Raw genomic sequence first — 13903 nt, forward strand, 5'->3', positions numbered from 1 at the left:
GCTTGCGCCGCCAGACCGTCTTTTCTGAACGATCTACGCCGTGCAGCTGAAAGACATTCTTTGCCAAGTCGACCCCAACGCGGATAATCTTCATGACGGACTCCTTCTTCCTAAACCGGTAGTGTGGGAACTCCAGTTTGGCACTTGCGTGCCCTCAGGGGGAGGAGGAGTCCATCCCATTGCTTCGGGTCGGAAGCAGACGCAACCGAACGACCGCAACCGGCCAAGAGCGGACGTTCAATTTTGTGTGTCACACTTACCCCATGCTCCCAAAGCGAACCAAATCACATCTCGCTGCCCAGCTAGGACGATTCGTTCAGCAGTATGGGCGCAAAGCTACGAAGGGCTGGGACCCGAACGACCGTAGCTATGACCGTAAGCTTGAAGAAAAGATAAAGCGGCTGTCGCCTGAAGATTTGTCGGATTTGTTATCTGGCGAAGATGTCGAGCCCGTTCAGCCACATTCGAAGCCGACGAAAGAGACTGATAACTGATCGCTTGTAGATGTCCGCTTCGGGTCGTTAGCGGACGCTACAATAGATCTGCCAACGGGTCGGCCGCGGTCAGCAACCAGTGCCACAAACGAAAGGACAAGACATGGCCAAGCACCACGATTTCGTTTCGTCGATCGTCTGGACCGGGAACCGCGGAGAAGGAACCCGCACCTACAAAGGCTACGACCGCACCTGGGACATCGCCTTGCCCGGCAAGGACATCATCCACTGTTCGAACGATCCCCTGCTCGGCGGCGATCCCGCCAGGATGAATCCCGAAGATCTCCTGCTGTCGGCTTTGTCCGCCTGCCACATGCTCTGGTATCTACACCTTGCGAGCAATGCCGGGGTCAATGTGACCGGCTACCGTGACGATCCGGTCGGCCACGGCGAGACGCTGCCGAACGGCGCGGGTCGATTTCTTGCAGCAGTCCTGCGGCCGACCATTTCGGTGCAGGAAGGAGCAGACTTGAAACTTGCAGCCGAACTTCACGAGAAAGTCCATGAGTTCTGCTTCATTGCACGCTCTGTCAATTTCCCCGTGAGCTATGAGCCCACTTTCAATGTAGTCGCCCGATAAGCCTGCCGTCACTGCGTGACAGGCCGCATCAGTGTGGTCCCGCGCAGCGGCAGCTGCATCGACACGGCGGAGGCCGCCAGGAGCAGCACGCCCGCGCTGCCGAAGGCGACCCAGTGGGTGCCGAAGTGTTCGAAGCCCCAGCCCCCGAGCCAGGAACTGAGCATGGCGCCGACTTGGTGGCCGAGATAGGCGGTGCCGTACATGACCCCGACCAGGCGCACGCCGTAGATATCGGCCAGCATCGCCGAGGAGGTGGCGATGCTGCCGGCCCAGACCATGCCGCCGATCGCCGCGGCGACATACAGCTCCCAATGGGTACCGACGACCAGCAGCGCGAAGAAGCCGAGGCCGCGCACCAGGTAGATCGTGCCGAGGATGTTGCGGCGCTGGACCTTGTCCGACAGCCGGCCCAGCACCAGCGTGCCGAGGATGGCGACCAGGCCGATCAGGCCGATACCGTAGGAACTCGTCATCGCATCGAAGCCGTGGTCCATCAGCATCGGCACGCCGTGGGTGCCGAGCAGGTTCATGCTGAAGCCGCAGGCGAACAGGCCCGCCACGATCTTCCAGAACGGCGAGGTCCTCAAGGCCGCGCCGAAGGACAGGCTGGCCTGCGCGGCCTGCGGCGCTGCTGCCTGCGCGCGCAGCTGGTCGGGCAGCAGGTCCGTCCCCGCGGGCGCCTCCTCGCGCATCACGAACAGCGCCGCCGGCACCGTCACGGCGGTGAACACGGCGGCAAAGGCAAGCAGGGTCGACTGCCAGCCGATCGCGCCGATGGACCAGGTCAGCACCGGCGTCAGCAGCGCCATGCCCGCCATCGAACCGGTCGACAGGAAGAACAGCGCCATGCCGCGCTGGCGCGTGAACCAGCGGCTGATGACCGGCGTGAGCGCGACCGGGCTGGTGAAGCCCAGGCCGACCGACATCAGCACCCCGAAGGCCATCAGGAAGGCCCCCGGCGTACGCGCATTCACCGTCCAGAGGACGGACGCGACCACGATCGCGGTGCCGAGCATGAGCACGAAGCGGGTGCCGAAGCGCCCGACCAGGTAGCCGGCCACGGGCATCGCCAGCCCGTAGCACAGCATGCCGATCGCGATGATCGAGGCCAGCACGCTGCGGCTGAAACCGAGGTCCTCGGCCATGGGCAGGAAGAAGGGCCCGATGCCGAGGCGCATGCCGACGGTGAGCGTGGTGAGGAGCGTGGCGGCGGCAACGATGTTCCAGCCGAAGTACCAGGTGCGACGTGTCATGAGGGCGGTCTTGTAGCGAAGCCCATACGGGCCGGATCAGACGATTGTAGTCGATCCGGCCCGGCCCTCGGCCCAGCCCGTCAGCGCCGGGTGGACAGCGCCACGACCGCGGCGCCTGCCGCCATGACCAGCGCGTCTTCGATCAGGCCGCTCTTGGTCTGGCCCATGCTCGCCATGGCCTTCTTGCGGCCGGCCAGCGTCAGGTAGGCGAGCGGCACGGCGGTGGCGACCGCGACCGCCGCGCCCGCCTTTTCGCGCCCCTTCGGCGCCAGCGCGGCGCCGGCGATCCCCGCGCTCATCACGCGCGCCAGCAGACCCAGGAAGACGGTGCGGTCGGGCGCGCTCTTCATCTTGTCGCCGGCCAGCTCGCCGGCGCCCATGGCCAGGGCGCCGTACTTGAACAGCGGGCGGTCGAGCAGGAAGAGTTCGCCCGGCGTGTCGCGCTTGGCCAGGCGCGCGGCGGCGATGGTCGCCATCGGGGTCATCGAGCGCGCGCTGGCGACGGCGCCGATCAGGGCGGAGGAAAGCAGGCTGGGTGTGTTCATTGTCGTTCTCTCGTCTGGATGGGTTGATCTCATTGTAGAGAGCGGTTTGGAGGCGTGTCGCACGCGCGCGGCGCCACCGAGCAGGAATCGCGCATTCCGCAGATAATTCACAAACAAAATATTTAATATTGATGAGGTAAGCGGAACATGATGAAACCCGAACCGGCCCTGCATGCGCCAGGCCAGGGCCTGGACACGGCGGCGCGGCGCTGGGCGAGCTTCGCGATCCTGCTCGGCACCTTTGTCGGCAACATCGGGGTGTCGATCGCCAACGTGGCCCTGCCGAACATCGCGCAAGACCTGCATGCGCAGGCCGCGCAGGCAATCTGGGTCGTGAACGCCTATCAGCTGGCGATGGTCGTCGCGGTGCTGCCGCTGGCCGCGCTGGGCGAAAAGTTCGGCTACAAGCGCGTCTTCATGGCCGGCCTGGTCGTCTTCACGCTCGCCTCGCTGCTGTGCGCCCTGGCGCCCAACCTGGAGACCCTGGTGGCGGCGCGCGTGCTGCAGGGCCTGGGCGGCGCCTGCGTCTCGACCATCGTGCCGGCGCTGCTGCGCGCCGTGTTCCCGCCCAGGCTGGTCGGGGCCGGGATTGGCTACCTGGCGCTGACGGTCGCGGTCTCCGCAGCGATCGGCCCGAGCATCGCCGCCGGCATACTCTCCGCCGGCAGCTGGCGCTGGCTATTCGGCCTCAACCTGCCGCTGGCCCTGCTCGCGATCGCGCTCGCCGCGCGCATACTGCCGCGCAGCAGTCCCATCGGGCGCAGTTTCGACCTCGGCGGCACCGTGCTGAATGCCGTCACGCTGACCCTGTTCGTCATCGGCGCCAGCGAACTGGGCGACGCCGACAAGCGCGGCACGGCGGCCCTGCTGCTGGTGCTGGGCTGCGTCAGTGCGGTGCTGCTGGTGCGCCACCAGCGCGATCGCGCGGCGCCGCTGCTGCCGCTCGACCTGCTGCGCATGCCCGTGCTGCGCCTGTCGACCGGCACCTCGATCGCTTCCTACACGGCGCAGACGGTTGCGCTGCTGGCCCTGCCCTTCCTGCTGATCGCGGAGTTGAAGCGCAGCGCCTCTGCGACCGGCCTGTTGATGACGCCCTGGCCGCTGGTGATCGTGGTCGTCGCGCCGCTCTCGGGCAAGCTGGCGGACCGCTTCGATTCCGAGCGCATCGGCGCCGCCGGCCTGGCCCTGTTCACGCTAGGACTGACCACGCTGGCCCTGCTGCCGGCCGCGCCAAGCGACGTCGACATCGTCTGGCGCGTGACCCTGTGCGGGATCGGCTTCGGCCTGTTCCAGACGCCGAATAACCGGCTCCTCCTGACATCCGCGCCGCCCGAGCGCAGCGGCGCGGCCGGCGGGCTGATGACGATGGCGCGCATGGTCGGGATGACGGGTGGCGCGGCGCTGGCCACCGTCATGCTCGACCTGCATGGCACGCGTGGGGCGGGAACCGCGCTGGATATTGCGGCGGGGGTGGCTGGATTGGGATTGCTGGTGGCGCTGTTCCGCATGCGGCGCGGCGGCGGCTGAACCATGTCCGGCTTGCACTCTAGGCAAGCCAGGTTCTACACTGTGAGTAGACGCAGGGAAACTATCCTGCGGTCGGCTCAACCCTCAACTTCCATCCATTCATGAAATCAGGCGGCTCGTCCTTCCTCGCAATCCTCCCTTTCCTCGCCCTGGCTGGATGCGCAGCACCACCTCATCCGGAAAGCCCGGCCCCCACGCGCCGGCCCAGTGCGGCAGTTGATGAAGTCAGGGACCTGCTCAAGGTAGGCAAAGCAGGTACGGACGCATACGAGTATGCCTTGTCCGAGAATGCCGCATGCCGCGCCACGCTGACGATCAAGTGGCCGTCATGGCGCCGGCAACAGGAGGGATATTCGGAGGCCACGACTGTCCTCGCATTCGATTGGGGAAAAATCGCCTCATCGTCTTATCAGGCCGCGCCGGCTGTTGCAATCGGTTTTTCTTTCCCGCAGCCTTACGAAACGCGCGCTCGCACCCTGGATGGCGGCCGCTACGATGCAACCGGCTTCTTCGACGGACTGGACCTCCATGTCGATCGCGATCCGGTGAGCGCCGCGAAAGCCGTCAAGGCCATCCTGGACATGCAAGAGGCTTGCTCGAACGATCGGCGAGACCTGGCGACGCAGGATGCCGAGTCCTTCTCGCCTGAAGAGCAGTACCAGCTTGGCCATGCCTATTTGTTTTCTCGTCATCCCGGCCCCAAGCCCGTACCCGCATACCAATGGTTCGAACAGGCGGCTGGGCGTGGCAATATGAAGGCACAGCTGATGATGGGCAATGCGCTCAGGAGCGGCTTGCATGGCATGTCGAGGGATCCGGTCGCAGCGCGCCATTGGTTCGAGCTGGCGGCGTCCCAGGGTGCACCCCATGCGCAGGGCATGTTGGGGGATATGTATGAGCACGGCGTCGGCGGCCTCCCGCGCGACCTGGCGAAGGCGGCAGCGTTCTATCGGAGCGCAGCCGAGCAGGGACTCGCGCTCGAGCAGGAGGCGCTTGCCGACATGCTGCGATTCGGCAGGGGCATACCGAAGGACCCCGCGCAGGCCCGTGTCTGGTATCGCAAGGCGGAAGCGGCCGGTTCCAGCTCGGCACGCGATGCGCTCGTCGCCATGGAAAAAGAATAGACGGCGCGCTCCGACAGCGCAAAAAAAGACGGCGTCGACCCAATGGTCCACGCCGTTTCGCTTTGCAGCCAATGACCACACACCTGCCTGTTATCCGCGCCTGTGCTTGCCCAGCAACTCGCGATTTATCAGGTTCGACGGGAGCGGCGGCCGGTTCGCCCAGTCGCTGCTCCCGTCCAGGAACCGATCAAGCTTGACGAGCGCGCTTGCGGCTGACAATGCCGGCGCCCGCCAGGGCGATGCCGAACAGCGCCAGCGAACCCGGCTCAGGCACTTCGCCCGGCGGCGTTTCGCCTTCGCCCAGCTTCAGCTGACCGTTATTGCTGACAAAGAAGGCGCCTGGGGTATTGGCATAAGTCTGCCCATTGCAGCCGTTACCGGTATAGCCGGCGTACTGGCAGGCCACTTCGTCGACCAGCAGGTCGTCCGGATCGCCCACGGTATTCGCGTTGGTGAAGGCGAAGGCGAGGATGGACTCGGTCGACAGGTCGGTTCCGTTTTCGCGGAAGAAGTAACCTGCATCCAGGTTGCCCGAAGCAGCCGATGCGAACACGGTAATCTGGCCGTTGTTGGTCGGCGAGCCGCTCGAATCGACCAGGCCGCCGCCGCCTGCCATGACGCTGAACTCGGCGATCTGGTCGCCGAGGTCGGCGCCATAGATACCTGCCGAGGTCGCGTACTGGCCATTGGTCGGGTTCTGGTACATGCGGATGGTGCCACCGGCGAAGGTGAAGGCACCGCCGAAGCTGCCGGTACCGGTCGCTTCGAAGGTCGCGGTGATATTCCCGCCTGGATAGTTGATCGGGAACAGCTTGCCATTGCTGTCGGCCTGGGCGATGTTGAACACGCCGTGCTCGGTGAACGAGAAGCTCGTCTCGCCGGTCGGGTTAATCTGGATGAACGAGTTACCGTTGATGTCCAGGTATTCATTGACGCGCTGGCCGGAGGCGAAGCCGCCACCAGTCGGGTTGAATACCCAGTTGTTCAGGACAGTGGCAGCGTTTGCGCCACCTGCCATGGTCATCGCAACGGCAGCCGCAGCGGTCAGTTTTTTCAGGAATTTCATAAGTCGGCAATCCTTGCGTAGTGGTTGTTCGGTGTTGCGAACGTTAAGTAGCAAGCATTGTTCCAGCTCTCGTCATCCCTTCCAAATCAATTACTTATGGACGATCGTTAAACATACGAGAGTGTAAGTGTAAGAAATCCCGACTCAGCAGTTAACAATGATGAGTAAAGCGCCGTAGGCCGTGTCCGCGAGACAGCGAAGCCTGGGCGCCTTCCGGGTCCACCTCCGCTCACCTGTCCTGCAAGGCCCGCCACTGCACCTTGCCCGTCCCCGACTTCGGCAGCGCCTCGCGGAACTCGACGATGCGCGGACTTTTATAGGCCGCCATGTTCGCGTGCGACCACTCGACGATGTCCTGTTCCGTCACCTGGCCGTGTAAGCCGTCCTTCAGCACGACCACCGCCTTGACCGTCTCACCGCGCCGCGCATCGACGCCCGACACGACGCAGACTTCGCGGATCGCCGGATGGCGGTACATCAGCGCTTCCACTTCGGCCGGCCAGACCTTGTAGCCCGAGGCGTTGATCATGCGCTTCAGGCGGTCGGTCATGAAGAAGTAGCCGTCCTCGTCGACCTTGCCGATGTCCCCGGTGCGGAGGAAACGCTTGCCGTCGATCTCGATGAAGGCCTCGCGGGTCGCGTCCTCGTTGTTCCAGTAGCCCAGCATCACCTGCGGGCCGTGCACGACGATCTCGCCGACTTCGTCCACGCCCAGGGTGGCAAAGGTGTCGGCGTCGATGACGCGGGCGTCGACGTCCTGGATCGGGATGCCGAGGCATTGCTTCTTGGGCCGTTCGGGCGGGTTGACGTGGGTCGGGGCGATCGTCTCGGACATGCCGTAGCCCTCGATGTAGTCGATGCCGAGCAGCTCCTGCATCTTGCGGGCGATGGCTTCGGGCATGGCGGCGCCGCCGCCGCTCAGACGCCTGATGGATGAAAGATCGTATTCCATCACGCGTGGGCTCGAGAGCAGGTCGATCACCATCGTCGAGATCAACTGGGTCGCGTTCACGCGGTGGCGGCGGATGCATTCGGCCGCCATGTCGCGGTCCCAGCGCGCCATCAGCACGACGGTGGCGCCGGCGAAGATCGGGCCGTTCATCCCGCCCTGCATGCCCGTGACGTGGAACAGCGGCAGCACGCTCAGCGCGATCGAATCCTGCTGCGAGCCGAACCACTGCATGCCGGCCAGCGCGTTGTACATGACGCTGCGGTGAGTGTGCATGCAGCCCTTCGGCAGGCCGGTCGTGCCCGAGGTGTAGGGCATGACGCAAAGCTCGCCGGGGCCTGCCGTGAGCGGACCGGGACGGTGGTCCTGCGCCAGCATGGCGTTCCACTGCACGACGCCCTCGCCTTCGATCGCGCGGCGCGGGGCTGTCACGAATTCGGGAATGGCGAGGTCGGTCGGCGTTTTCAGGTAGTCGGAATAGGCGGCGACCAGCACGTGGCGCAAGCCAGGTTCAGATAACTGCGCCATCAATGGCGCCACCTGCGGGTACAAGTCCTGCGGGACGAAGATGGTGCTCGCGCCGGTGTCGCTGACGTAGTGGCGCAGTTCCTCGGTCAGGTTCATCGGATTGACCGGCACCACGACCGCGTTCGCGCGCAGGATGGCGTAGTAGGCGATGACGAATTGCGGACTGTTCTGCATGTAGAGCAGCACGCGGTCGCCCTGCCGGACGCCGCAGGCCTGCTGCAGGTAGCCGGCCACCCGCTCGACCTCGTTCTTCAGTTCGGCGTAGGAAATCGGGGTGTCGTAGAAGACCAGGGCCGGCTTGTTCGGATAGCGCGCGCTGGAGACTTCCAGGTTGTAGAACAGGTTGGTGTCGGGGACGGTCAGGTGGCGCGGCAAACCGCGCGGCCAGAATTGGGCGTGACGCTCTTGCATGGTGCTGTGTCTCCTCGGGTCGTTCGATGCGGCCGCCGCTCCCGGCGCGGCGGCCGGGAGACGGCGGCCGTAGGCGTATTACGCGGTGTTGTGTTGACGGCGGCGGAACAGCGCCTTGCCGTCGATGGTGCAGACGTCTTCGCCTTTCTGGTTGGTGGCGACCCAGGTCGAGTACACCACGCCACGGTCCGGCTTCGAAGTCGATGGCTTGACCTCCTTCGTCACGTAGCGCACCTTCAGGGTGTCGCCCGCGCGCACCGGCTGCAGCCAGCGCACGCCGTCCAGACCGGGCGAACCCATGCTCGCTTCCTCGCAGCCCATGCCATCGAGGACGATGCGCATCATCATGGCGCAGGTATGCCAGCCGCTGGCGATCACGCCGCCGTAGATCGACTTCGCCGCCGCTTCCTTATCGATGTGGAAGGGCTGCGGGTCGAATTGAAGGGCGAAGGCGATGATCTCGTCCTCGTTCACGCTGCGCTCGCCGAGCTCGATTTCCTGGCCCGGCACGAAGTCGTCGAAATACCATTGCTTCTTCATGCGGCCGCCCTTTCGCTGAAACCCGGCTGCGCCATGAAGCGTGCCAGGTGGTGGTCGCTGTCGCCCAGGGTCAACTCGATCGTCGCCAGGCGCTTGAAGTAGTGGGCGGCCGGCAGTTCGTCGGTCACGCCCATGCCGCCATGCAGCTGCACCGCCTGCTGACCGACGTAGCGCGCGGCCTGGTTGATGCGGTACTTGGCGGCCGAGACGGCGCGGCGGCGCTCGTTCGCATCGTTCGAGGCCAGCTTGACGGCCGCCAGCAGCGCCATCGAGCGCGCCTGCTCAAGGTGGATATACATGTCGGCCATGCGGTGCTGCAGGGCCTGGAACTTGCCGATCGGGGCGCCGAACTGCTGGCGCGTCTTGAGGTATTCCAGGGTGGCTTCGAAGATGGCTTCCATCGCGCCCAGCGCTTCGGCGCACAGCAGGCCGGCGCCGTAGTCGAGGGCGGCGTCGAGGATGCTTGCGCCCTTGCCTTCTTCACCCAGCAGGGCCGCGCGGGGCACCTGTACATTCTCGAAGCGCAGGTCGGCGGCGCGCTGGCCGTCCAGGGTGCGGTAGCCGATGACGGTAAGACCGGCGCTATCGACCGGCAGCACGAACAGCGAGACGCCGTCCTGGCCGCGCTGCTCACCGCCCGTGCGCGCGGAGACAATCAGCATGCCCGCTTCGGCGCCGTGGATCACGACCTTCTTCTCGCCGTTGAGGATCCAGCCGTCGCCATTCGCTTCGGCGCGGGTGGCGATGTCGAACATGTCGTGGCGCGACTGGCGTTCGCCCAGCGCGCAGGCCAGCCTCAAGCCGCCGCCTGCGACCTGCTCCAGCAAGTCGCCGCGCCCGCCCGCCAGGCGCAGGAATTCGGCTCCCAGCACGGTGGCGAAGTACGGCTCGACGACCAGGCCGCGGCCCAGTTCCTGCATGACGACGAACATGTCGACCGCATTGCCGTTGAAGCCGCCCGATTCCTCGGGCACCGGCAGCGCCGTCATGCCCAGTTCGGCCAGCGTGGCCCACGCCTCGTTTGATGTCCCCTGATCGGAATGGATGATCGCTCGGCGCGCCTCGAAACCGTAATCGCGGCCGATCCAGCGTTTCAATGCATCCGCGAACTGGAGCTGCTCGGAAGTGAAGTTGAAGTCCATGCCGTCTCCTTACAGGCCCAGGATCATCTGGGTGATGATGTTGCGTTGGATCTCGTTCGAGCCGCCGTAGATGGAGGTCTTGCGATAGTTGAAGTAGTGCGAGAGCAGCGGCGCCGCATCGTCGTCGTCGGCCAGGGAATGCTCCGTTTCGCCTTCCAGGTAGGCCGGATCGAAAGGCAGCGCCATCGGGCCCACCGCTTCGACCATCAGTTCCGACAGCTGCTGCTGGATGTCGGTACCGCGCACCTTCAGCACCGAGGCTTCGGGCCCCGGGCCCTTGTCGGCGCGCGAGAGCACGCGCAGCACGGTCATTTCCAGCGCCATCAGTTCGATTTCCAGCGCGGCCAGCTTGGCACCGAACAGCGAGTCGTCGATCAGGGGCTTGCCGTTCTTCTGTTCGCGCGCGGCCAGGCCCTTGAGGAAGGCCAGTTCGCGCTTGCTGCGGCCGACGGCGGCAATGCCCGTGCGCTCGTGGCCGAGCAGGTATTTGGCATAGGTCCAGCCCTTGTTTTCCTGGCCGATCAGGTTCGCCACAGGCACGCGCACGTTGTCGAAGAAGACTTCGTTCACTTCATGGTCTTCGTCCAGCATGATGATCGGGCGGACCGTGATTCCAGGGCTGTGCATATCAATTAAGAGGAACGAGATGCCCTCCTGCTTCCTCACGCCGGTGTCGGTGCGCACCAGGCAGAAGATCATGTCGGCGTGCTGCGCCAGCGTGGTCCAGGTCTTCTGGCCGTTGACGATGTAGTGGTCGCCGTCACGAACGGCGGTCGTCTTGAGCGAAGCGAGGTCGGAGCCGGCGCCCGGTTCCGAATAGCCCTGGCACCACCAGTCCTCGCAGGACAGGATGCGCGGCAGGTAATAGGCTTTTTGCTCGACGTTGCCGAAGGCCATGATGACCGGGGCGACCATGTTGACGCCGAAAGGCAGGATCTGGGGCGTGCCGGCGCGCGCGCATTCTTCATCGAAGATGTGGCGCTGCACGGCCGTCCAGCCCGGACCGCCGAACTCGACCGGCCAGCCGGGCGCGACCCAGCCCTTCTGCGCCAAAATCTTGTGCCAGCGTACGCTGTCTTCCTTGGAGAGGCGCAGGTGGCTGCGCACCTTGTGCTGCAGATCCGCAGGCAAGGCCTCGGCCAGGAAGGCCCGCACTTCATCGCGAAATGCCAGGTCTTCGTCGGTGTAATTCAGGTCCATTCGGTCTCCTCGTTATTCGTCGCGCCGGGCGAAAAAGCACGATCGTTCTGCAATGATTCTAACCGAAAAGCTGAAGTGTTTTGCAAATAAAATATCCAGGCGCGGGTTTTGTTTGTAGGGTGGGCATTCATGCCCACGCGGTCGCGCGTAGGCATATCGAAACGCCATTTGCATACGGTGCGGCATGCACGGGTACGACCGCGTGGGCATAAATGCCCACCCTACGTTACGGACGAAAAAAAAGCTCCCGAAGGAGCTTTTTTTCGAGCAAGACTGACCGGATCAGTTCCCGCGACCCGGCACCATGTACGGCATCGTGCGCGAAGCCATGCGGGTATCGGTCTTGAGCATGCCCGCCTCATCCGCCAGGATGTGGGCGGCTTCCTGCAACAGCACGTCCTTGGCATCCTTGGCCGCCTTTTCGGCCGCGATCTCGGCCGACAGGGCGCGCTCGTCGGCCTGCAGGCCGTCGTCGCGCTGGAGCGAGTTGCGCGAGGCGACCACGGTCTTGGCCGGACGGGTCGGCTCCGGCACCTTGCTGCGCGCTTCCTTGCCGCCCGGGGCCGCTGCCGGCTCGTCCGGGACGGTCGCGCCCTTGCCTGCGGCGAGGCGCGCTTCGCGCATCTTGGCACGCGCGTCCTGGGCGTCGCGTTCCTTGCGGCGCACGGCTTCGTTCAGCGAGATCGCGTTTTCCTTGCGCAGCTTGATCACCTCGGCGATGTCTTCGCGCAGGTCCATGATGTCGCGGTCCTTGGCGATGCGGGCTTCGTGGCGCTTCTGCAGCGGCGCCACCAGTTCCTTCAGGTCGCCCGACGGCACGTAATTGGCCGGCTTGATCGAGACCCAGGGCAGCGCATTGTCGAACGAGGACTCGCCGAACATGTCCGGATCGGTCGTCACCGGCAGCTTGATGTCGGGCGTGACGCCGCGCAGCTGGGTGGTGCCGCCGTTGATGCGGAAGAACTGGGCGATCGTCATCTTCAGTTCGCCATAGCGCACCTTGTCCGACTGCGAGAAGCGGTCGAGGTCGATCAGGGTCTGGACCGTGCCCTTGCCGAAGCTCGGCTCGCCGATCACGAGGCCGCGGCCGTAGTCCTGGATCGCGGCGGCGAAGATTTCGGAAGCCGAGGCCGAGCCGCGGTTGATCAGGACGCCCATCGGACCGTCCCAGGCCAGGCCCGGCACCGTATCGCTCTCGACTTCGACGCGGCCTTCGGCCGTGCGCTGCTGCACCACCGGGCCCTTGTCGATGAAGAGACCGGTCAGTTCGACCGCTTCCACCAGCGAGCCGCCGCCGTTGTTGCGCAGGTCGATCAGGACGTTGTCGACCTTGTCCTTTTTGAGCTCGCCCAGGATGCGGGCGACGTCGCGGGTGGCGCTCTTGAAGTCCTTGTCGCCCTTGCGGCGCGCCTCGAAGTCCTGGTAGAAGGTCGGCAGCGAGATGATGCCGATGCGGCGCGTCACGCCGCCATCCTTGACCTGGATGATCGACTTCTTGGCGGCCTGCTCTTCCATGCTGATTTTCTTGCGCACCATCGAGACGGTGACGTGCTTGGCGTCGACACCGGCATCGCCCGGGATCACGTCCAGGCGCACGGTGGAACCCTTCTCGCCGCGCACCAGCTGCACGACGTCGTCGATGCGCCAGCCGAGCACGTCGGTGAACGGGCCGTTGCCTTGCGCCACGCCGACGATGCGGTCGCCAACCTTCAATTTGCCGGATTTATCCGCCGGGCTGCCCGGCACGATTTCGCGGATCACCGTGTAGTCGTCGCGCGACTGCAGCACGGCGCCAATGCCCTCGAGCGAGAGGCGCATCGCGATGTCGAAGTTGTCGGCCGAGCGCGGGCCCAGGTAGTTGGTGTGCGGCTCGATCGCGGTGGCGTACGCGTTCATGAACATCTGGAACACGTCTTCGTTGTTCAGCTTCTTCATGCGCCCGATGTAGTTCTCGTAGCGCTTGTCGAGCGTCTCGCGGATCGCCTTTTCTTCCTTGCCGGCCAGTTTGAGGCGCAGCCAGTCATTCTTGACGCGCTTCCTCCACAGGTCGCGGATCTCGTCCTCGCTCTTGGCCCACGGCGCTTTTTCGCGGTCGAGCTGGAGGGTCTCGTCCACGGTAAAGTCGAGCTTGGTCTTGAGCAGGCTGCGCGCATAATTCATGCGGTCGGCAAAGCGCTGCTGGTAGAGGTTGTAGATCGTGAACGGCGGGTTCAGGTCTTCGTTGTTGATCGCGTCGTCGAGCTTGGTACGCAGCGGGGCGAAGCGGTCGATGTCGGCCTGGGTGAAGTAGAGCTTTTCGCTGTCGAGCGTCTGGAAGTAGTTGTCGAAGATCTTTTCCGACATGGCGTCGTCGAGCGGGGTCGCCTTGTAGTGGTAGCGGCCCAGCACGCGCGAGGCCCACAACGCGGCTTGCGTCTGTGCGGCGACAGGCTTCATCTGGGTGGACGCGACTTTTTCCGGCTGGGCAACGACGGCGTGCGTGGACACGGCGCAGGCTGCAGCCAGGGCAAGGATCAACATCTGCTTCTTCATGTATTCGTTCTC

The 13903-nt window shown here is 64.8% G+C and carries 11 protein-coding genes; 3 read left to right on the forward strand and 8 right to left on the reverse strand.

Annotated elements, in window-relative coordinates; genetic code table 11:
- Window positions 1–597 precede the first annotated feature (597 nt).
- Entirely contained in the window at window positions 598–1074 is a 477-nt protein-coding gene (locus C2862_RS15400; protein WP_136221028.1) for an OsmC family protein, read from the forward strand.
- A gap of 8 nt (window positions 1075–1082) precedes the next feature.
- On the opposite strand, the gene C2862_RS15405 is transcribed toward C2862_RS15400, so the two are convergent.
- Window positions 1083–2327, reverse strand: coding sequence for an MFS transporter (locus C2862_RS15405; RefSeq protein WP_136221029.1), 1245 nt, complete (start codon window positions 2325–2327; stop codon window positions 1083–1085).
- Between the two features lie 80 nt (window positions 2328–2407).
- Complete coding sequence (locus tag C2862_RS15410; RefSeq protein WP_136221030.1) at window positions 2408–2872, reverse strand: hypothetical protein; 465 nt, start codon at window positions 2870–2872, stop codon at window positions 2408–2410.
- 147 nt (window positions 2873–3019) lie between these two features.
- Here C2862_RS15410 and C2862_RS15415 point away from each other — a divergent pair, with 147 nt between their 5' ends.
- Both C2862_RS15415 and C2862_RS15420 read left to right on the forward strand, forming a co-directional pair.
- Entirely contained in the window at window positions 3020–4399 is a 1380-nt protein-coding gene (locus tag C2862_RS15415; protein WP_229467460.1) for an MFS transporter, read from the forward strand.
- A gap of 278 nt (window positions 4400–4677) precedes the next feature.
- Window positions 4678–5523: a tetratricopeptide repeat protein gene (locus C2862_RS15420; RefSeq protein WP_168710079.1), complete on the forward strand. Its 846-nt coding sequence runs from the start codon at window positions 4678–4680 to the stop codon at window positions 5521–5523.
- 187 nt (window positions 5524–5710) lie between these two features.
- Here the strand turns inward: C2862_RS15420 and pepA are convergent, their stop codons facing one another.
- The 6 genes from pepA to C2862_RS15450 form a co-directional block, all read right to left on the reverse strand.
- Complete coding sequence (pepA, locus tag C2862_RS15425; RefSeq protein ID WP_136221032.1) at window positions 5711–6589, reverse strand: flocculation-associated PEP-CTERM protein PepA; 879 nt, start codon at window positions 6587–6589, stop codon at window positions 5711–5713.
- Window positions 6590–6818: 229 nt separating this feature from the next.
- The gene (locus C2862_RS15430; protein WP_136221033.1) at window positions 6819–8477 is read right to left on the reverse strand and encodes a long-chain fatty acid--CoA ligase; all 1659 of its coding nucleotides are present in this window, start codon (window positions 8475–8477) and stop codon (window positions 6819–6821) included.
- Window positions 8478–8555: 78 nt separating this feature from the next.
- On the reverse strand, window positions 8556–9017 hold the full coding sequence (locus C2862_RS15435; protein ID WP_136221034.1) for a MaoC family dehydratase: 462 nt from the start codon (window positions 9015–9017) through the stop codon (window positions 8556–8558).
- Window positions 9014–10159: an acyl-CoA dehydrogenase family protein gene (locus C2862_RS15440; RefSeq protein ID WP_136221035.1), complete on the reverse strand. Its 1146-nt coding sequence runs from the start codon at window positions 10157–10159 to the stop codon at window positions 9014–9016. The genes C2862_RS15435 and C2862_RS15440 overlap by 4 nt, the downstream gene beginning before the upstream one ends.
- A gap of 9 nt (window positions 10160–10168) precedes the next feature.
- Complete coding sequence (locus tag C2862_RS15445; RefSeq protein WP_136221036.1) at window positions 10169–11359, reverse strand: acyl-CoA dehydrogenase family protein; 1191 nt, start codon at window positions 11357–11359, stop codon at window positions 10169–10171.
- Between the two features lie 282 nt (window positions 11360–11641).
- On the reverse strand, window positions 11642–13891 hold the full coding sequence (locus tag C2862_RS15450; protein WP_136221037.1) for a carboxy terminal-processing peptidase: 2250 nt from the start codon (window positions 13889–13891) through the stop codon (window positions 11642–11644).
- Window positions 13892–13903 lie beyond the last annotated feature (12 nt).

The sequence above is a fragment of the Massilia sp. Mn16-1_5 genome (genome assembly GCF_004798585.1).
Classification (GTDB): domain Bacteria; phylum Pseudomonadota; class Gammaproteobacteria; order Burkholderiales; family Burkholderiaceae_D; genus Telluria.

Coding starts and splice junctions, on each gene's coding strand:
- C2862_RS15430 (WP_136221033.1), bottom strand. CDS start 8,477: ATGCAAGAGCGTCACGCCCAATTCTGGCCGCGCGGTTTGCCGCGCCAC.
- C2862_RS15410 (WP_136221030.1), bottom strand. CDS start 2,872: ATGAACACACCCAGCCTGCTTTCCTCCGCCCTGATCGGCGCCGTCGCC.
- C2862_RS15445 (WP_136221036.1), bottom strand. CDS start 11,359: ATGGACCTGAATTACACCGACGAAGACCTGGCATTTCGCGATGAAGTG.
- C2862_RS15405 (WP_136221029.1), bottom strand. CDS start 2,327: ATGACACGTCGCACCTGGTACTTCGGCTGGAACATCGTTGCCGCCGCC.
- pepA (WP_136221032.1), bottom strand. CDS start 6,589: ATGAAATTCCTGAAAAAACTGACCGCTGCGGCTGCCGTTGCGATGACC.
- C2862_RS15435 (WP_136221034.1), bottom strand. CDS start 9,017: ATGAAGAAGCAATGGTATTTCGACGACTTCGTGCCGGGCCAGGAAATC.
- C2862_RS15415 (WP_229467460.1), top strand. CDS start 3,020: ATGATGAAACCCGAACCGGCCCTGCATGCGCCAGGCCAGGGCCTGGAC.
- C2862_RS15450 (WP_136221037.1), bottom strand. CDS start 13,891: ATGAAGAAGCAGATGTTGATCCTTGCCCTGGCTGCAGCCTGCGCCGTG.
- C2862_RS15440 (WP_136221035.1), bottom strand. CDS start 10,159: ATGGACTTCAACTTCACTTCCGAGCAGCTCCAGTTCGCGGATGCATTG.
- C2862_RS15400 (WP_136221028.1), top strand. CDS start 598: ATGGCCAAGCACCACGATTTCGTTTCGTCGATCGTCTGGACCGGGAAC.